We start from the raw sequence: 19,094 nt of genomic DNA on the forward strand, positions 1-19,094 counted from the left end.
CTGTTGCGGTTCACTTCGCTTACCATAGCGGTTTGACTGGCGGCATCCCTGTCTAGCGAACCGGCCGGCTCGACCGTTCTGTTCCCGCAATGCAATGTGCGCGAACCAGCGCTAGTATGCGAGCCGTGCGGCAGCTTTCCTGCCGGTGGACCTTTTTCCTGATGAACAAAAATCCAAAGAATTCTCGTGGCGAGCCTCCCGCTCCGCGTACCTGGGATGCCCGTCTGGCGCGCGCGCTTGTCCGCCCGCTCAAGGACTCCTGGGTCACTCCGAACCACTTGACCACCCTGCGGCTCATGATCGGCCTTGCCGGGGTGGCGTGCCTGATGCAAGGCGGTTTCGCGTGGACCAACTATGGTGCGCTCCTGATCGTGGTGTCCAACTTCGTTGACCACACTGACGGAGAATTGGCAAGAATTAGCGGCAAATCCAGTAAGATAGGCCATTTTTATGACCTGGCGAGCGATGCGCTGATTACCGTCCTGCTCTTCGTGGGCATGGGCGTAGCCATTGCCGGGCAGGCCGCGGCAGACACGATGTCGCCTGTGCTGCAAGGCACGCTCGCTGGCGTGGCGGTGGCGCTGATCTTCTTCCTGCGCATGCGGATCGAGTCGCGTGTGGGGAAAAGCGGGACGAAGCAAGCCTCTGCCGGCGGTTTCGAGACAGAAGACGTACTTTACCTGCTTCCGCTCGTCACGCTGACCAGCGGCATCGCCCCGTTCCTGATGGCGGCGTCGATCGGCGCCCCCCTGTTCGCGGCCTGGGTCATCATCGATTACTGGCGCGTGATGCGGCGTCCCCTGCCGGCCACGGCTTCGACGGAGATCTGAGAAACGCGATGAGCGAGCAAGCCAACGGCATCACCCTGGACGACCCGTCCCCCGCTTCAGTTCCCCCCCGCCAAAGACCGGCCGCGGAACCTGCCCCCGGCGCCATGCTGCCCAATCCCGATGCCTGCGTGGCCGAGCGCACCGCCCGGCTCGACAGCAAGCAGCTGCGCGCCGATTTCGTGCGCCAGGGCGCTTTCCTGCACCTGGAGGATTTCCTGGCGCCTGAGGTCACCGCGCAACTGGCGGCCAGCGCCCGCGCGCTGGTGCCGCAGATCAACCGCAATTACCTGCCCGGCCACAAGCAGGGCGGCAGTGTCAGCCGGCACACCATCGACGAGCTCGCGCCGTTCATTGCCGAGCTGTACCGGTCGAAGGCGCTGATCGGCTGGCTGGAGCAGATGTGCGGCGAGAAGCTGCTGCTCTCGCCCGACTCCGATCCCCATGCCTACGCGCTGTATTACTACACGCGCCAGGGTGACCACATCGGCTGGCACTACGACACCTCTTATTACGACGGCCGCCGCTACACGCTGCTGCTGGGCGTGATCGAGGAATCGTCATGCCGCCTGGACTACGAACTGCACACGCGCGATGCGCAAGTGCCCGATGAACCCGGTTCGGTGCAGACCACGCCCGGCGGGCTGGTGTTCTTCGATGGCGACAAGCTGCGCCACCGCATCACGCCGGCCGGCGCCAACGAAATGCGCGTGTCGCTGACGTTCGAGTACGTGACCGATCCGGGCATGCGCCCGTGGCTGCGCTTCATCTCCAATATGAAGGACGCGGTCGCCTATTTCGGCTTCCGGCAAGTGTTCAAGAAACTGGTGCCGGGCCAGAAGCCCCGCTCATGACCCGTGCTGCCATGCTTTTCCTGTCGATCGGCGCGGCGCTCTTTGTCGCGCTGCTTGCCTGGCAGGGATTCGGCTCCGTCGCGTCGACGTTCATGTCGGCCGGCTGGGGCCTGGTGCTGGTCGCCGCGTTCCACCTGCTGCCACTGGTGCTGGACGCCGGCGCCATTTACGTATTGTTCGACCGCCGGGCCGGCCACGGCACCCTGCGCGACGCGCTGCTGGCGCGCTGGGCCGGGGAGTCCGTCAACAGCCTGCTGCCCGCGGGGCAGATCGGCGGCCCGGTCCTGATGGTGCGCTACCTGGCGCAGCGTGGCACGCGCATGCGCGACGCCGCCGCGGCCATCACGGTGAGCACCACCATGCAGGCGCTGGCGCAGATGGTGTTTGCCTTTATCGGCCTGGCGCTGTTTGGCCTGTATGGCGGGCACGACGCGCTGGCGGACCTGCGCACGCCGACCCTGGTCGTTACCGCCGTGCTTGCGCTATGCATAGCGGGTTTCTACGTGGTGCAGAAGCGCGGCCTGTTCGGCCGGGTGCTGCGCCTGCTGTCGAAGGTATTCGGCAAGCGCGACTGGTCGGGGTTGACCATGCGCGCCGATGCCGTGGACGCGGCCGTGCAAGGCATGTACCGCGATCGCCGCAAGGTGGCGTCCACCTTCGCGCTGAGCCTGGTGGGCTGGCTGGTCGGCACGGGCGAGGTCTGGCTGGCCCTGCATTTCCTCGGGCATCCCGTCAGCTGGCTCGACGCTTTGCTGCTGGAGAGCGTGGGACAGGCGATCCGGGGCGCGGCGTTTGCCATTCCCGGCTCGCTGGGCGCGCAGGAAGGCGGCTACCTGCTGCTGGCGCCCATCGTCGGCCTGCCGCCCGATGCGGCGCTGGCGCTATCCCTGGCAAAGCGGGCTCGCGAGATCGGGCTCGGCGCGCCGGGGCTGCTGTATTTACATTTGAGTGAACGAAAATTCCAACGGCGGCGCGCGGCAGGTGTGCAGCGGGCCGCCGATTGATCGATGGCAATTTGCATGGGTGCGGAGAACGAATGCGAGCAATCATCCTTGCCGCGGGCCTAGGCCTGCGACTTCAGCAACAACCCGGGGAGCAATTCCCCAAGTGCCTGCTGCGTTTTGAGGGCATTACCCTGCTGGAGCGGCATCTGCGCATGCTCGACGCGGCCGGGGTGGACGAGATCGTGCTGGCGCTGGGCTTTCAGCCGGAACACGTCGAGGCCGAACTGGTACGGCTGGGGCGCGACCCCTATCCGGAGATCGTGCTGAACCCGCGCTACGACCTGGGCAGCGTGCTGACCGTGCACACGGTGGCCGATGCGCTCACGCGCGGCGGCGACGTGCTGCTCATGGATGCGGACGTGCTCTACGACGAGCGCATCCTCAGCGCGCTGGTGGCGGGCGGCACTACCAACCGCCTCTTGATCGACCGCGATTTCGAAGCCGGCGACGAACCCGTCAAGCTGTGCCTGAAGGACGGCGTGCCGGTGGAGCTGCGCAAGCAGCTCGCGGTTGGCCTGGAGTACGACACCATTGGCGAGTCGGTCGGTTTCTTCCGCTTCCAGGAGCAGACCGCGCGCCGTCTGGCGCAGATCGTCCAGGGATACGTCGACAGCGGCCGCTCGAACATGCCGCATGAAGAAGCGGTGCGCGACCTGCTGCTCGAAGGCGGCCACGTATTCGATGTCGCCGATGTGAGCGGCGCACCGTGGATCGAGATCGATTTCCCGAACGACGTGGCGCGTGCGCGCGACGAAGTCCTGCCCGAACTTCAGCCGATTGTGGGAGTAGCACAGTGAACGCGATTGACCCGATTTTCTCGACTGCCTCGCGCAGCGCCCGGCTGCGCCAGATGATTGTCGGCAACGAGCTGGAATTCATGATGGAAGCCCACAACGGGCTGTCCGCGCGCATCGTGCGCGAGGCCGGGTTCAAGGCCATCTGGGGTTCGGGCCTGGCGATTTCCGCCCAGTACGGCGTGCGCGACAACAACGAAGCCAGCTGGACCCAGGTGGTCGACACGCTGGAGTTCATGGCCGACGCCAGCGACCTGCCGATCCTGCTGGACGGTGACACCGGCTACGGCAACTTCAACAATGTGCGCCGCCTGGTGCGCAAGCTCGAGCAGCGCGGCATTGCCGGCGTGTGCATCGAGGACAAGCAGTTTCCCAAGACCAACAGCTTCATCGACGGCGAGCGCCAGCCGCTGGCCGAGATCGATGAGTTCTGCGGCAAGATCAAGGCCGGCAAGGATTCGCAGTCGGACGACAACTTCTCCATCGTCGCCCGCGTGGAAGCCCTGATCGCAGGCTGGGGCATGGACGAAGCCCTGCGCCGCGCCGAGGCCTATCGCCAGGCCGGCGCCGACGCCATCCTGATCCACAGCAAGCTGTCGCGCCCGGACGAGATCCTGCAGTTCGCGCGCGAGTGGGCCGGCCGGGGCCCGCTGGTGATCGTGCCGACCAAGTACTACAGCACCCCGACCGAAGCCTTCCGCAAGGCTGGCATCAGCGTGGTGATCTGGGCCAACCACCTGATCCGCGTGGCGGCATCCTCGATGCAGGCCGTGGCCAAGGAAATCCACGACAGCGAGACGCTGGTCAACGTGGAAGACCGCATCGCCACCGTCAACGAGATCTTCCGCCTGCAGGACGCCGACGAATACTCGACTGCCGAGAAGATCTACCTGTCCGGCTCGCAAGCGCCGGGCGCGGCGGTGGTGCTGGCGGCCGGCCGCGGCACCGGCCTGGAGCCCCTTACCGAGGACCGTCCCAAGGTCATGCTGCCCGTGGCCGGCAAGCCGCTGCTGCGCTGGCTGGTGGACGCGTTCAAGAAGCAGTCGATCAACGACATCACCGTGGTGGGCGGCTACCAGGCCAAGGCCATCGACACGGCCGGCATCAAGCTGGTGGTCAACGAGCAATACGCCCAGACCGGCGAGCTGGCCTCGCTGGCATGCGCCGTCGACGGCTTGCAGACGGATACCGTGATCGCCTACGGCGACCTGCTGTTCCGCAGCTATATCCTGCGCGACCTGCTGGAGAGCGACGCGCCGTTCAGCGTGGTGGTGGATTCGTCGCTGACCACGGAGTCGAACCAGAGCGTGCGCGACTTCGCCTATTGCTCCGCGCCCGACGACCGTGACCTGTTCGGCCAGAAGATCCTGCTGCGCCATGTGTCGAGCAAGGGCCAGGAGCCGGGCGCCGCCCAAGCCCAGGCACCGCACGGGCGCTGGATCGGCCTGCTGAACGTGCGCGGCGAGGGCCGCGTGCGCCTGCAGAAGCTGGTGGCCGAACTGCGCAAGCGCGACGACTTCAACACGCTGGACATGCCCGCGCTGCTCAACGCGCTGGTCGAAGCCGGCGAAGAGATCGAAGTGAAGTATGTGCACGGCCACTGGCGCGGCGTGAACGACCTCGACGACTTCCGCCGCGCGGGCGATTTCGCGCATACGCAGACGCCGTTTGCGGTCGGCGGCACGGACGCAGAGGAAGCCCGATGATCGAAGCGGCACAGTTTGTCGAGGCCGCGCGTGCGCGCGGCTTCGATTGGTATGCCGGGGTGCCTTGCTCGTATCTCACGCCGTTCATCAACTACGTGATGCAGGACCCGTCGCTGCACTACGTGTCGGCGGCAAACGAAGGCGATGCGGTGGCGCTGATCGCCGGCGTGACGCTGGGCGCGCAGGGTGGCCGCCGTGGCGTCACCATGATGCAGAACTCCGGCCTGGGCAATGCGGTCAGCCCGCTGACCTCGCTCACATGGACGTTTCGCCTGCCGCAGTTGCTGATCGTGACCTGGCGCGGGCAGCCGGGCGTGGCTGACGAACCGCAACACGCGCTGATGGGCCCGGTTACCCCGACGATGCTCGACACCATGGAAATCCCGTGGGAAACCTTCCCGACCGACCCGGCCGAGGTTGGCCCGGCGCTGGATCGCGCGGTGGCGCATATGGATGCCACCGGCCGTCCGTACGCGCTGGTGATGCAAAAGGGCAGCGTCGCGCCGTATGCACTGAAGCAGCAGGCGCGGCCCGTGCCGCGCCCCAAGTGCACGCCGCTCGCGGGCGCGCAGGGCGCATCGCGCGATGGCCTGCCAACGCGCCGCGCCGCGCTGCAACGCGTGATCGCGCATACGCCGATGGACAAGACCGTGGTGCTGGCATCGACCGGCTTCTGCGGGCGTGAGCTGTATGCGCTCGACGACCGAGCCAACCAGCTCTACATGGTGGGTTCGATGGGCTGCCTCACGCCCTTCGCGCTGGGCCTTGCGCTCGCGCGTCCGGACCTCAGCGTGGTCGCCGTGGACGGCGACGGCGCGGCGCTCATGCGCATGGGCGTGTTCGCCACGCTCGGTGCCTATGGCCCGGGCAACCTCACGCATGTGCTGCTCGACAACGGCGCCCATGACTCCACCGGCGGACAGGCGACCGTGTCGCATCATGTCTCGTTTGCCGGCGTGGCGTCCGCCTGCGGCTATGCGTCGGCGGCCGAAGGCGACCAGCTCGACCTGCTCGACCAGACGCTCACGGCCGCGCCTGCGAGCGCCGCCGGCCCGCGTTTTGTCGCGCTGACGATCAGCGCCGGCACGCCGGATGGCTTGCCGCGCCCGACCATCACCCCGGTCGATGTGAAGACGCGCCTGGCGCGACACATCGGTGCCGACCAAGGAGGGAAGTAAATGCTGCTACTCAATCCGGGCCCCGTTACCCTGTCGGAACGTGTCCGCCAAAGCTTGCTGCAGCCGGACCTGTGCCACCGCGAAAGCGAGTTCTTCGACCTGCAGGACGAAGCCCGCGCACGCCTGCTGGACATCTACGAACTGGATCCCGCCGAGTGGGCCGCGGTCCTGATGACCGGCTCCGGCACGGCGGCGGTGGAGAGCATGATCGCCGCGCTGGTGCCCGAGCAAGGCAAGCTGCTGATCGTCCAGAACGGCGTGTACGGCGAGCGCATCACGCAGATCGCCACGCAGTACCGCATCGCCCATGAGGTCGTTGCGCACGACTGGATGCAGGCGCCTGATCTTGCCCGCATTGCCGCCGCGCTCGACGCGGACCGCGCGATCACGCACGTGGCGGTGATCCATCATGAAACCACCACCGGCCGCCTGAACGACCTCCAGGCACTGGACGCACTGTGCCGCGCGCGCGATGTGCGCCTGCTGGTGGATGGCGTGAGCAGCTTCGGCGCCGAGGCGATCGATTTCGGCGGCAGCATTGCCGCGGTGGCGGCCACGGCCAACAAGTGCCTGCATGGCGTACCGGGCGCATCGTTCGTCATTGTGCGGCGCAGCGCGCTGGAGCAAGCCGCCAGCCGGACGTACTACCTCGATCTCGGGCGGCTCGCGCGCTTGCAGGACCAGCGCAATACCCCCTTCACGCCGTCGGTGCATGCCTATTACGCACTGGTGGAAGCGCTGCGCGAACTGGCGCAAGAGGGTGGCTGGCGCGCCCGCCATGCGCGCTATGCGGCCCTTGCCGAACGCGCGCGCGCCGGGCTTGAGGCCCTGGGCATGCCGGCCCTGTGGCCGTCGGAACAGTCCTCCGTGGTGCTGCGGGCCTACCGCTTGCCGGCCGGCTTGTCGTATCCCCAGTTGCACGACGGCCTGAAGGAACGCGGGTTTGTCATCTATGCGGGCCAGGGCGGGCTGTCGGCCGAGCTGTTCCGCATTTCCACGATGGGCAATATCCAGATGGATGACATCGAGCGCTTGCTGCAAGGTTTCAAGGCGCTGACACAGTAATTGCCTGCTGGCATTGGCCGGTGCGTGGTGCGCGCCGGCCACTGTCGTTTTCGTCATTTTATTTTTGGCGGCAAAGCACTAGCATTAGGCAAGAGAGGCGGGTACCCCGGGCCCCGGGCGAGCGCATCTTGTTCGTGGAGGATCATTGCGATGCCTCGCCGTTTCCGCCTTCGCTTTGCCCCTGCGGGATGCAACGCCGCCGTACTTGCGGTTTGCGCCGGCTTTGTCGTTGTCCTTGGCGCATCCTTGTCCATCACCGCGCCGGCAGCGACACCTGGCGAGAGTCCCGCAGCCGTGGGCGTTGACCGCTCCTCGCCGGACCGCATGGTCCGCGCCGCCGTCGAAGGCGTACTCACCACCATCCAGGCCAACGCCGACACCCGTAACGGCGATCTGGACAAGATCACGGCCGTGGTGCGCCGGCAGTTCCTGCCTTATGCCGATTTTCAGCGCACTACCCGGCTTGCGGTCGGCAGCGCCTGGCGCAGTGCCACGCCGGAGCAGCAGAAGCAGCTTTACGAGCAGTTCCAGACGCTGCTGGTGCGCAGCTACGCCTTGTCCCTTTCACAAGTGCGCGAGCAGACGCTGAAGTTTCGCTACAAGGCGCCGCGGACTGCGGGAAATGATGTGGTGGTGGAGACCAGCGTGCTGAATAACGGGGATGAGGTGCAGATCGACTATCGGCTGCAGAAGGGCGCGGCGGGGTGGTCGATTTACGATATCAATATGAGTGGGGCTTGGCTGATTGAGGTTTATCGCAAGCAGTTTGCGGATATTGTGGCAAAAGGGGGGATTGAGGGCCTGGTCAAGTATCTGGCTAGCCATAATGCGGCGTGAGCTATCTCGCGTCTTCCCCCGCGTCGTCCCCCGCGTCGTTCAATGGCCCCATGGTGTGGCGCCTTTATCATCCGGCATCCGATAGCAGCGTGTCGCTGGACAGCGATTCAATCAGGTTCTCCGCGGACATTGGTCGTCCGAGCAGGAATCCTTGCAGCGAGTTGCATCCAAGCCGCGTCAGGAACTCCTGCTGCGTCGCCGTTTCGACCCCTTCTGCAACGATATTCAAATTCAGCGTGCGCCCCAGCGCCACAATGGCCGAGACAATCGCCGCATCCTCGGTATTGCGTGACAGGTCCCGGATGAACCCGCGATCGATCTTCAGCTCGCTCGCAGGCAGCCGCTTGAGATACAGCAGGCTCGAGTAGCCGGTGCCGAAGTCGTCGATCGAGATGCGCACGCCCATGTCGTGGAGTTGCTCGAGGATCTTCAGGCTGGCGTCCGCGTCGCGCATCGCCGTGGATTCGGTGACCTCCAGCGTCAGGCAGCATGGCTCCAGGCCATGCCGGGCCAGGGTGTCGCGCACGGTCGCGATCAGGCTGGCGTGCCGGAACTGCAGCGCCGAGAGGTTGACCGCCATGGTCCACTCGGGGCGGCCCTCGTTGCGCCACGCCCGCATCTGCCGGCAGGCTTCGTCCAGGATCCAGTCCCCGATCGGCACGATCAGGCCGGTTTTCTCCGCGAGGGGGATGAACTGGTCCGGGGCGATCAGGCCGCGCGTGGGGTGCATCCAGCGCACCAGGGCTTCCACGCCGACTATCGGGCCGTTGGGGGCGGTGAGCTTGGGCTGGTACTGCAGGGTTAGCTCACGGCGTTCCAGCGCCATGCGCATGTCCTGCACCAGCTGAAGCTGCTCGTGCACGTTGGCGTTCATCGATGCTTCGAAGAAGCAGATGGTGTTGCGGCCCAGCGCCTTGGCGTGATACATCGCCGCGTCGGCGTTGGTCAGCAAGTCGTGCTGGAGCTCGCCATCGCCGGGGTACATGGCGATGCCGATGCTGGTGGAGACTCGCAACTCGCGGCCGGCTACCTGGAAGGGCTCGCGCATGGCGCTGAGCACCTTTTCGGCAAGGGTGGCGGCATCCGCCGGCTCGTTGACGCCGGCCAGCAGCACGAACTCGTCGCCGCCCAGCCGTGCAATGGTGTCTTGCGAGCGGACATTGGCGCCGATGCGCCGCGCGACTTCCACCAGCAACTGATCGCCGATGGGATGGCCGTAGGCGTCGTTGACCGCCTTGAAGCCGTCCAGGTCCATGAACATCAGGGCGAAGCGGCTCTTCTCCCGCGTGGCGCCCTGGATTGCCTGCTCGAGCCGGTCTTCCAGCAGTACCCGGTTGGGGAGCTTGGTGAGGTTGTCGTGCAGCGCCAGGTAGGTCAGTTCCTGGTTGGCTTCGGCGAGCGAGACGGCCAGCAAGGAAGTGCGGGCTTCCAGGCGCATGTCGAGCACCGAGGTGATCAGGGCAATCGCCAGCACGGCCAGCGTGACGACGATGATCACCACGGCCAGCCAGCCGGAGTCCATGCCGTCGCGCGCCGCGCCGCAGACGGCGCCGATCGGGAATTGCGCAGCCGCCATGCCGGTGTAGTGCATCCCGGCGATGGCAAAGCCCATCACCACCGATGCGCCCGCCCGCAAGGGCCGCACCCAGACGGACTCGCGCCGCAGGTTGAACGCGATCCACAGCGCCGTGCCCGATGCCAGGACCGCAATGACCACGGACAGGACGAACAACGAGGGGATGTAATGGATACCCGGCACCATGCGCAGTGCAGCCATGCCGGTGTAGTGCATGCCGGCAACGCCGCTGCCGATCAACAAGGCGCCGCCAGCCAGGCGCCGCCACGGCAAGGTCTCCCGGCCCACCAGCCAGAGCGCGAGCGCGGATGACGCGATGGCGATCAGCAGCGAGGCCACGGTGATGGGCAGGTCGTAGCCCAGCGGAATCGGCAGGTGGAACGCCAGCATGGCGATGAAGTGCATCGACCAGATGCCGGTGCCCATGGCGCAGGCGCCGCCCGCCAGCCACCAGTGGGCCGCGCGCCCTTGCGCGGTGGCAATGCGCCCGGCCATGTCCAGGGCGGTGTAGGAGGCCAGCATCGCCACCAGCAGTGAGAACAGCACAAGCAAACTGTTGTAGCTACCGGCTTGCATGGAAGACCTTTCTGGATGTTGACTTGGAACTGCCTGGAGGCCGCCCTGTGCGCGCGCGCCAAGCGAGCGTGCCAAGGAAAGCGCCAGTACGCCCCTCATATCGACAAGAGGGCGGGCAAGTTTAGTCGAAACCCCAAAAAGATGGGAGCCCGGGGGCCAACTGGCCCCCGGCGATCAGTGCCGTGGCTCGGCCTTTGGCACGCCCGCCCACATGGCGACGCCGCTGGCCAGCAGCAACCCCGCGAGCAGGTACAGCGCGTTGTCCATGCTGCCTGTGTGCGTCTTGATTTGCCCGATCACCCACGGGCTGACGATGCCGCTGGTTATGCCGATGCTGCTGATAAAGGCAATGCCGGCGGCGGCGGTGTGGGCTGGCAGGTGGCTTGGCGGCAAGGACCAGAAGATCGGCAGCGCGGCGAAGATCAGCACGCACGCGGCGGACAGCAGCGCGAGCATCGCCGCGAAGCTGGGCAGGTGCAGGGTCAGCAGCGCCAGTGCCAGCGCGCCGCCCACCGTGCAGGCGACGAAATGGCGATGCCGCTCGCCGTGCCGGTCGGAGTGGCGGGCGATCAGGATCAGGCCGACGGCGCCGACGGCGTTCGGGATGACGGAGTAAAGACTGATGGACATCACATCGGTGATGCCGAAGTCCCGGATCATCAGGGGCATCCAGAAGCTCAGCGTCAGCGAGCCGCAGGTCAGCGCGAAGTAAATGAAGGCAAAGAGGTAGATACGCGGGTTGCGCAACGCCGCGATGAGCGCGCCAAACGAGTGCGCGCGCGTGGCCTGTCCGGCCGGCCCGTTCTGCGCGGCGAGCAATGCCTTCTCCGGGGCGGTGAGCCAGTTCGCCTGCTGCGGGCCATCGACCAGGAACACTGCGGCGGCGAGCCCGAGCAAGATGGCGGGTGCGCCTTCGATGGCAAACATCCACTTCCAGCCATAGAGCCCGAGCACGCCGGCCATGTCGCGCATGATCCAGCCCGACACCAGCCCGCCCAGCACGCCGGCCACGGCAACGCCCGCGAAGAAAATGGCCATCACGGCGGCGCGCCGCCGCGCCGGGAACCAGTAAGTCAGGTACAGCACGATGCCGGGGAAGAAGCCAGCTTCGAACACGCCCAGCAGGAAGCGCAACGTATAGAAGTGCGTGGGTGTCGACACCCACATCATGCCGACCGACGCCAGGCCCCACAGCAGCATGATGCGGGTGAAGGTGCGGCGCGCGCCAAAGCGGGCCAGCAACATGTTGCTGGGCACCTCGCACAGCACGTAACCCACATAGAACACGGCGGCGCCCAGCCCGTACATCGCATCGCTGAAGCCCAGGTCCTGCTTCATCTGCAGCTGGGCAAAGCCGATATTGATCCGGTCGAGGAAGGAGATGACGTAGCAGACAAAGAGGAAAGGGATGATGCGCAGCCAGATCTTGCGATAGAGCGCGTCTTCGTCGCGGGCAGCACGAGCCGGGGGCGCAATGGCCCCTGCAGAGGAATAGGTCATGGATTGTCTCCGGGAACGCGGGCCCGGCCGGGCCCTGGATGCCGACGTCTGGTGCGTATTGGCAATGAGTGGAAGCGGGAAGCGGGCTGTGGGCTGTGGGCCGCGCCCGCTGCAATCAGGCCTGCGCGCTGATCTGCGGCGCCGCACCCTGCCGCGCGAGCTGCATGGCGGCGGCGAGCGTGTCGTGGTCGCCGATGTGATTTGCGAGCAACAGGATCAATTTCGCATTGGCCGCCTGGCTCTGGCCGTCGTCGAGATTGCGGTGCATGTCGATCAGGGCTTCGTAGAAGTCGTCGGCGCGCGCCAGGTTGGGTTGGGTGTTGAGTGCCATTGCTGTCTCTCTGACTCAGTATGTCGCGGCGGGATTCATGCCGCCACCGGAGCGGCCGCTTGCGCTGCCGGTGCGCCGGTCTGCGCGCCGGGCAAATTGCCGGTCGCGCGTGCCATGGCCTGCTGGACGGCGGCGATGTCGACCTGCCGCCAGCGCGCGCAGACATGCTGGTCAGGGCGGATCAGGTACAGCGTGCCGGGGCGCGCGTCATAGCGCTGCGCCGCGAGTCCCTCGGTGTCATGCCACACCGCTATGCCGGGCGATGCTGCGGACAGGGCATCCGCGCTGACCACCACCAGCCTGAGCGGCAGCGTGCCTTGCTGCAGCCGTTGCAAGGCGGCCTGGCTGTCGGCGTCGGGTATGCCGAATAGCAGCGCGGTGAATTGCCCGCCTAGTTGCGCCAGCAGCCATCCTTGGCCTTGCGCACCGTGGACCGGCGCATCCACGCAGGCCGTGCCCGGCTCCATGGTGCCGGCAAAGTCGCCGGTGTCAGGCGTGTTGAGCGTCGAATCGCGCAGCACGGATGGCAACGACAGCCGCCCGCTATTCACCAGCTGCCGGGCGAACGCATGCGTCTTCGACAGCGCCAGCACGGCATCGCGAAACACCTTGCTGACCGCACTCTTCGGTGTGATGAAATCCGTCGAGCGCGTCGAGTTGCGGATGTTCTCGTCGGCGGCGTATTCGCGCTCGCTTGCATAGGTGTCGAGCAGGCTGTCCGGCGCGCGGCCCTGGATCACGTACGCCAGCTTCCACGCAAGGTTCTCCGCGTCCTGCACGCCGCTGTTGGCGCCGCGCGCGCCGAACGGCGAAACGCCATGCGCGGCGTCGCCGGCAAACAGCACATGGCCATGGCGGAAGCTGTCCATGCGCAGGCAGGAGAAGGTATAGACACTGACCCATTCCAGCTCGAACTTCGCGTCCGGCCCAAGCAGCGCCTGCACGCGCGGAATCACGCGCTCCGGCGTTTTTTCCAGCACGGGATCAGCGTCCCAGCCGAGCTGGAAGTCGATGCGCCAGACATTGTCGGGCTGGCGGTGCAGCAGCACCGACTGGTTCGGATGGAAGGGCGGGTCGAACCAGAACCAGCGCTCCGTGGGGAATTCGGCTTCCATCTTCACGTCAGCGATCAGGAAGCGATCCTTGAATGTGCGGCCCTTGCTGTCCAGGCCCAGCAGGTTGCGCAGCGGGCTGCGCGAGCCATCGGCCGCCACCACGTAGCGTCCGGTGAGCGCATAGGGGCCGTCCGGTGTGTCGACGGTCAGCACCACGGCCGCGTCCGGCGTGCCGGCGTGACGCTGTTCGATGCCCGTCACCTTGTGCTTCCAGCGAATCTCCAGGTTCGGCAACTGGCGCGCACGATCGAGCAGGAAGCCTTCGACGTAATACTGCTGCAGGTTGATGAAGGCCGGCCGCTGATGGCCGGCCTCCGGCAGCAGGTCGAAGGTGTAGACCTGCTCGTCGCGCACGAAGACCTTGCCGACGTGCCAGCGCACGCCCTTGTTCACCATGGGTTCGCCGCAGCCGAGCCGGTCGAAGACATCCAGCGTGCGCTTGGCAAAGCAGATCGCGCGGGATCCGCTCGACAGCGTGCAGTCATCGTCCACCAGCACCACCGGCACGCCGTGCTGGGCCAGGTCGATCGCGGTGGCCAGGCCGACCGGCCCGGCGCCGACGACGATCACCGGGTGCGGCTTGCCTGCGTGCGCCTGCCGTTGCTCGCGGCAGGGCTGGTACTCAAATGACTGGTTCTGGTAATCGTTGCTCATGCTTGTGTCTCCATCCACGCGGTACGGCCATTCCATCTATGCGGCGATTGGCCTTCAGTTTTGCAGCGCGGCCCACATTTCCTTGTCGCGCTGCGCGGTCCAGATGCGCGGATGCTGGATGCCGCTGGCCTCATCGAAGGCGCGCGACACGTCGAACGGCAGGCAGTGCTCGTAGATGAAGACGTGGCCGAATTTCGGGTCCATCGATTTGCGCGTATGGGCCATCGCGCTCTTCAGGTCCAGGCGCTCCACCACGGCTTCCTTGCCCGCCTGGAACAGCGTGGTGACGAAATCCTTGGTGTACTCGATCCCCTTCTTGACCTCTTGCGGATTGGTCAGGGCCGGGCCGCGGCCGGGGACGAGCTTCTCGGCGCCCAGCGCCTGCAAGGCGTCGAGCGTGGCGGGCCATTGCTCGAGTTGCGCGTCGCCGCAGTAGCAGGCCGCGTCGTACTCCACCAGGTCGCCGGAGAACAACACCTTTTGCGACGGCAGCCAGACCACGGTATCGCCCTTGGTGTGGCCCGAGCCCAGATGGGCGATGCGCACTTCGAGCTTGCCGAGGTACAGGGTGATTTCTTTCTCGAACACCAGCGTCGGCCAGGTCAGGCCCGGCACGGTTTCCACGCCGGCGAACAGGCGCGGGAAGCGTTCGATCTCCGACTTCATGTCGGCTTCGCCGCGCTCCACGATCATCTCGTAGGTGCCGCGGCTGGCGATGATCTGCTGCGCGCCTTCGGCGAAATAGGCCGAAGCACCCAGCACGCGCACCGCGTGGTAGTGCGAGAGCACGACGTACTTGATGGGCTTGTCCGTCACCGAGCGGATCCTGGCGATCAGGTCTTGCGCCATGGCGGGCGTGGCGGTGGTGTCGACGATCAGCACGCCGTCGTCGCCAATGATCACGCCGGAGTTGGGGTCGCCCTCGGCGGTGTACGCGTAAGCGTTCTCGGAGAGCTGGGTGAAGGTGATTTTCTTGGCTTCCAGGTCGGCCTGGGATGCGAATGCCTTGCTCATGCTTGCCTCATCTCTTTTGTCTTGCGTGGGGAAAAGACGAGACAGCAGGCGCCGGAGCGGATCACTGCATAGCGGGGGACTGTCTCGCCCCGTATTCACTCTATAGCTGCACCGGTATCGGGGTAAGGCCATCTTAGGAATCGCAGTGAAATTAGTCAATAACAAATCGAATTGTTTTTGACTAACTAATATGACGAGACGGGTAAGGCACAAGCAAGACGCAGAAATCCGAGGGGAAACCCTTGCTCTCGCCAGGTGGATGGCGTCGGGTCGATTACTATCTGGGTTTTCAAGCGGGGGCTGAATGCCACGACCAGCACGACCAGCACGATCAGCGCGATCCGAGGACCACATGGCGGACGCCGGCGGCGAGGAGAAGGCGCAGCGCGGCATCCAGAGCGTGGAAGTCGGCGGCCGCTTCCTGCGCGCGCTGGCCGATGTCCGCGCGCCGATGGCCCTGGCCGAGCTTGCGGCCAGCGTGCAGATTGCGCCCGCGCAAGCGCACACTTACCTGGTCAGCCTGGTGCGGCTTGGCCTGATCAAGCGCGACCACCTGTCCGGGCGCTACGAGCCAGGCCCGCTGGCGCTGCAGCTTGGCATGCTGTACCTGGATCACGATCCGGCCTACCGGGCGGCGGTGCCGCGGGTGGCCGCGCTGGCGGACTCGTGCGGGTTTAGTGTGGCGATCTGCGCCGCCGGCCCGCAGGGCCCCACCATCGTGCGCTATGCGCACGCGGGCTCGCCCTTGCACGTGAACCTGCACGTCGGCACGGTGATGTCGCTGTCGGCAACGGCGACCGGCCGCGTGTTCTGCGCGTTTCTCCCGCCCGGCCAGTGGCAGGCGATCTGGGCGCAACAGCACGCGGGCGACACGCCCGCCGTGGACGCCACCGCGTTCGCGGCGGAGCTTGCCGCCATTCGCGAGCGCGGCATCGAGCGCAGCATCGACGCGCCAAGCCCCGCCGTCAGCAGCCTGTGCGTGCCGGTGCTGGACGCCAGCGGGCGGCTGCGCCTGGCGCTGACCGTGGTGGGATCGACCGGCGCCATCGATGTGGGCTGGCGCGGCCCCGTGGCTGTCGCATTGCTAGACACCGCCGCCGCCATCCGTGACGCGATCGCCGCCACTACCGAAGCCGAATGACACCCGCCCCCATGCCAATCGACGACATCCTGGGCGAAGCCGCCAAGCCGCAACGCGGCATCCAGTCGCTGGACAACACCGGCCAGTTGCTTGCCGCGCTGGTCGCGGCCGGGCGGCCGCTGCCCTTGCGCGACCTTGCACGCGCGGCCGGCATGCCGCCCGCCAAAGCGTTCCCGCATCTGGTCAGCCTGCAGAAGATCGGCTTGCTGGCGCGCGACGCGGCGGGCAATTTCCTGTCGGGCCCGCTGGGCCTTGAACTCGGGCTGATCGCCTTGCAGCGGCTCTCGCCAACCCGCGAGGCCGAGCCGGAAGTGATCGAACTGGCGGGCGCGACCAGCCTGAGCGTGGCAATGGCAGTGCTTGGCCCGCTGGGGCCGACCGTGGTCCGCCTGGAGGAAGCGGCGCGGCCGCAGCACGTCAGCCTGCGGGTCGGCACTGTGCTGTCGCTGGTCAATACGGCGATCGGCCGGCTGTTCGCGGCACACCTGCCGGAGCCTGTGCTGATCGGCCTGCTGGGCCAGGACGCGCTGCGGCTCGCTGGTGTACCGAAAGCGGAAGTCGTCGAAGCGGACGGCGGCGCGGGTGAAGCGCTGGCGCCAGCGTACGCGGCCCGGCTGGCGCAAATCCGCGCGCAGGGGATCGACAACGCGCTGAGCCGGCCCGTGCCCGGTATCGACACACTTGCGGCGGCCGTGTTCGACCACACCGGCAGCATTGCGCTCGTCATCGCCCTGATTGGCACATCGGGCAGCTTCGACAGCGGTACGGACGGCGCGACGGCCGGGACGCTGTTGCAGGCGGCGCGGCGGTTGTCGTGGCGGTTTGGCGCGATGGAGCCGATGGCGGTGCGCAGCTAGGCGCGCGGCCGCAGACAGTACAAGCGAATCGGCCAAGGCCGCGCACCGACGCCAGAATCTTCCTGAAACGGCATCTAAGGCTTGCCGCTGAACTTGCGGTGCAGTTGCGCCAGCAGCGGCGAACGCGGCAGCAGATCGGCCTTGCTCTCCAGTTCGATCAGCCGGCCAGAGCGGTGCAGGCCCTGGATAATGCGGTCCACCGCAGCCGCCGTGTCATGTTCGCCCTTGCGCACCCAGGCCACCTGCGGGGCGGGATCGACCTCGTCGGGCAGCACCGCGTAGTCGCGCCATTCCGGATCGCGCGCCACCAGCGTGTTCAGTGTCACGCTCTCATGCACGGCTGCCACGCACGAGCCGCCGCCGCGCAGCGCCAGCAGCGATTCGGACATGCCCTTGAAGCCTTTGAGCTCGGCGCCGTATTGCGCGCTCAGCGGCTTGGCATAGCTGCTGCCCTGCGAAAGGCAGACCGGCTTGCCGCGCAGATCCTCCCAGCGTTTGATGCCGCTGCGCTTGAGAAAGACCGCGGTGCCGCCGTTGCGATAGTACGGCGTGGGCGCGTAATCCATCTGCGTGGCGCGCTCCGGCGTCAGCAGCATGCTGGCAACCAGCAGGTCCACCTTGCCTTGCTGCAGGAACTGCACGCGGTTGGCTGGCAGCACGGGTACCAGTTCGGCTTGCACGCCCAGGTCCCTGGCGATCTGCCTGGCCAGATCCGGGTTGAAGCCGATCATCTCGCCGCTGGCCGGATCGATCGAGCCGAAGCCGCCCGTGCCGTTGACGATGACGCCGATGCTGATTTTATTGCGCTGGTGGATGCGATCCAGCGTGGCGTCGGCGTGGGCGGCGGCGCTGCCGAGCAGCGTGGTGAGCACTAGCGCAAGGAGGGTGCGGCGTGGTGAGTCAGATAGCCTGGACATGGGAATGCTTACTGGTGAGTGTAAAGCGAGGGCGTGATGCCGGCACGCGCGTCTTGTGCGGAGCAAGCGCTGGTCAATCGTCGGCCAGCTGGAACAGGCAATCGCCGCGCTGCGTGAGCGCGGGCACGCGCTTGCAGATCACCAGCCCGCTTGCCGGGAAGCGGGCAATCACCGGCTCGCGCTCGAGGCTGTGCGGCGTATGCAGCAGCGCTGCGGGCTGGCCGGCGACCACGCGATCGCCAAGCTGCACCAGTGGCTCGAAGATGCCGTCTTCCCGCGCATAAACATAGTGGCGCTCGCGGTCGACGCGCAGCAGGCGGGTGGTGTGCGGCGCCGCGGCAGGCACCAGCGGGCCGCGCACAACGCCAAGGTGGCCGAGCAGATGCAGCAGGCCTTGCCACGCATCTCGCAGGGCCACGGTATCCACCATGCTCGCGCCGCCGAGTTCGGTCAGCAGTGCCAGTACGCCCTGGCGGCGCGCCGCCGCCAGCAAGCCGACCGGGTTGGGAACCTCGTTGATGAAGGTGTGCGGCAAGCCGAATGCATGCACCGCATCGAACAGCCGCGCCTTGGCTGCAGCGTCTTGCGCGGCCTGGGCAAACAAGGTGGCGCCGTGGTATTGCAGTGAACTGCCGCCGGAGTGCAGGTCGATCGCCAGGCTCACCCGCGTGAGCAGCGAACGCTCGATATAGTCCGCGATGACCTGCGTCGGCGTGCCGCGCGCATCGCCGGGAAAGCTGCGGTTGAGGTTGCCGCCGTCCAGCGGCGATGTGCGCAGGCCGGCTTGCGCGGCCGGATAGTTGGCCATCGGCAGCAGGATCACCTGGCCCTGCACCATCTCCGGCGTAAGCGCGCGGATCAGCCGCGAGACCAGGATCTGGCCTTCGTATTCGTCGCCGTGGTTGCCTGCCATCACCAGCACGGCGGGGCCTTCGCCGTTGCGTACCGAGGCGATCGGGATGGGCAGCCAGCCATAGGCGGAGCGATGCGCGGAGTGCGGCAGGCGCAGGTAGCCGGTGTGCTTGCCCGGCGCGCCGAAATCGACTTCGCTGTGGATGGGGGAGGCGGGCGCGTGCCCCGGGGAGGAAGCCATGGTGAAGCCTTGGGGTGATGGCGGCGTGAGCCGTGCAGCTCGCGCGGCGTACGGA

The 19,094-nt window shown here is 66.7% G+C and carries 17 protein-coding genes; 10 read left to right on the forward strand and 7 right to left on the reverse strand.

What is annotated here, in order from left to right:
- Positions 1-161: 161 nt before the first annotated feature.
- The 8 genes from F7R26_RS22800 to F7R26_RS22835 all read left to right on the forward strand — a co-directional run bounded on the left by F7R26_RS22800 (position 162) and on the right by F7R26_RS22835 (position 8,265).
- A complete protein-coding gene (locus tag F7R26_RS22800) occupies positions 162-830 on the forward strand; it encodes a CDP-alcohol phosphatidyltransferase family protein (protein ID WP_150984460.1) in 669 nt (222 codons plus the stop codon).
- A gap of 8 nt (positions 831-838) precedes the next feature.
- The gene (locus F7R26_RS22805; RefSeq protein ID WP_150984327.1) at positions 839-1,681 is read left to right on the forward strand and encodes a HalD/BesD family halogenase; all 843 of its coding nucleotides are present in this window, start codon (positions 839-841) and stop codon (positions 1,679-1,681) included.
- Positions 1,678-2,685 (forward strand): flippase-like domain-containing protein, encoded by a 1,008-nt coding sequence (locus F7R26_RS22810; protein ID WP_150984326.1) that lies wholly within the window; start codon positions 1,678-1,680, stop codon positions 2,683-2,685. The genes F7R26_RS22805 and F7R26_RS22810 overlap by 4 nt, the downstream gene beginning before the upstream one ends.
- A gap of 32 nt (positions 2,686-2,717) precedes the next feature.
- On the forward strand, positions 2,718-3,482 hold the full coding sequence (locus F7R26_RS22815; protein ID WP_150984325.1) for a phosphocholine cytidylyltransferase family protein: 765 nt from the start codon (positions 2,718-2,720) through the stop codon (positions 3,480-3,482).
- 53 nt (positions 3,483-3,535) lie between these two features.
- Positions 3,536-5,185 (forward strand): phosphoenolpyruvate mutase, encoded by a 1,650-nt coding sequence (aepX, locus tag F7R26_RS41500; protein WP_416351385.1) that lies wholly within the window; start codon positions 3,536-3,538, stop codon positions 5,183-5,185.
- A complete protein-coding gene (aepY, locus tag F7R26_RS22825; RefSeq protein ID WP_150984323.1) occupies positions 5,182-6,363 on the forward strand; it encodes a phosphonopyruvate decarboxylase in 1,182 nt (393 codons plus the stop codon). Before aepX ends, aepY begins: the two co-directional genes overlap by 4 nt.
- Positions 6,364-7,428: a 2-aminoethylphosphonate aminotransferase gene (locus tag F7R26_RS22830; RefSeq protein ID WP_150984322.1), complete on the forward strand. Its 1,065-nt coding sequence runs from the start codon at positions 6,364-6,366 to the stop codon at positions 7,426-7,428.
- A 324-nt stretch (positions 7,429-7,752) separates the two neighbouring features.
- Positions 7,753-8,265, forward strand: coding sequence for an MlaC/ttg2D family ABC transporter substrate-binding protein (locus F7R26_RS22835; RefSeq protein ID WP_241754809.1), 513 nt, complete (start codon positions 7,753-7,755; stop codon positions 8,263-8,265).
- Between the two features lie 67 nt (positions 8,266-8,332).
- Here F7R26_RS22835 and F7R26_RS22840 read toward each other — a convergent pair whose 3' ends face one another.
- From F7R26_RS22840 to F7R26_RS22860, 5 genes are all read right to left on the reverse strand, one after another.
- Positions 8,333-10,417 (reverse strand): putative bifunctional diguanylate cyclase/phosphodiesterase, encoded by a 2,085-nt coding sequence (locus F7R26_RS22840; protein WP_150984320.1) that lies wholly within the window; start codon positions 10,415-10,417, stop codon positions 8,333-8,335.
- 174 nt (positions 10,418-10,591) lie between these two features.
- Positions 10,592-11,917: an MFS transporter gene (locus tag F7R26_RS22845; protein WP_150984319.1), complete on the reverse strand. Its 1,326-nt coding sequence runs from the start codon at positions 11,915-11,917 to the stop codon at positions 10,592-10,594.
- Between the two features lie 115 nt (positions 11,918-12,032).
- Positions 12,033-12,248 carry a DUF2783 domain-containing protein gene (locus F7R26_RS22850; protein ID WP_150984318.1) on the reverse strand — a complete coding sequence of 72 codons (216 nt, stop codon included), beginning with the start codon at positions 12,246-12,248 and terminating at the stop codon, positions 12,033-12,035.
- Between the two features lie 35 nt (positions 12,249-12,283).
- Positions 12,284-14,017: an FAD-dependent oxidoreductase gene (locus tag F7R26_RS22855; RefSeq protein ID WP_150984317.1), complete on the reverse strand. Its 1,734-nt coding sequence runs from the start codon at positions 14,015-14,017 to the stop codon at positions 12,284-12,286.
- A 54-nt stretch (positions 14,018-14,071) separates the two neighbouring features.
- The gene (locus tag F7R26_RS22860) at positions 14,072-15,031 is read right to left on the reverse strand and encodes an MBL fold metallo-hydrolase (RefSeq protein ID WP_150984316.1); all 960 of its coding nucleotides are present in this window, start codon (positions 15,029-15,031) and stop codon (positions 14,072-14,074) included.
- A gap of 352 nt (positions 15,032-15,383) precedes the next feature.
- On the opposite strand from F7R26_RS22860, the gene F7R26_RS22865 reads away from it, so the two are divergent.
- Together F7R26_RS22865 and F7R26_RS22870 are read left to right on the forward strand one after the other, a co-directional pair.
- Entirely contained in the window at positions 15,384-16,172 is a 789-nt protein-coding gene (locus tag F7R26_RS22865; protein ID WP_150984315.1) for an IclR family transcriptional regulator, read from the forward strand.
- 11 nt (positions 16,173-16,183) lie between these two features.
- Positions 16,184-17,029 carry an IclR family transcriptional regulator gene (locus F7R26_RS22870; RefSeq protein WP_150984314.1) on the forward strand — a complete coding sequence of 282 codons (846 nt, stop codon included), beginning with the start codon at positions 16,184-16,186 and terminating at the stop codon, positions 17,027-17,029.
- 74 nt (positions 17,030-17,103) lie between these two features.
- On the opposite strand, the gene F7R26_RS22875 is transcribed toward F7R26_RS22870, so the two are convergent.
- Both F7R26_RS22875 and F7R26_RS22880 read right to left on the reverse strand, forming a co-directional pair.
- Positions 17,104-17,946, reverse strand: coding sequence for a transporter substrate-binding domain-containing protein (locus F7R26_RS22875; RefSeq protein ID WP_150984313.1), 843 nt, complete (start codon positions 17,944-17,946; stop codon positions 17,104-17,106).
- A gap of 73 nt (positions 17,947-18,019) precedes the next feature.
- Positions 18,020-19,039 carry a succinylglutamate desuccinylase/aspartoacylase family protein gene (locus F7R26_RS22880; protein ID WP_150984312.1) on the reverse strand — a complete coding sequence of 340 codons (1,020 nt, stop codon included), beginning with the start codon at positions 19,037-19,039 and terminating at the stop codon, positions 18,020-18,022.
- Between the last annotated feature and the right edge of the window lie 55 nt (positions 19,040-19,094).

Source organism: Cupriavidus basilensis (assembly GCF_008801925.2).
In the GTDB taxonomy this organism is placed as follows: Bacteria; Pseudomonadota; Gammaproteobacteria; order Burkholderiales; family Burkholderiaceae; genus Cupriavidus; species Cupriavidus basilensis.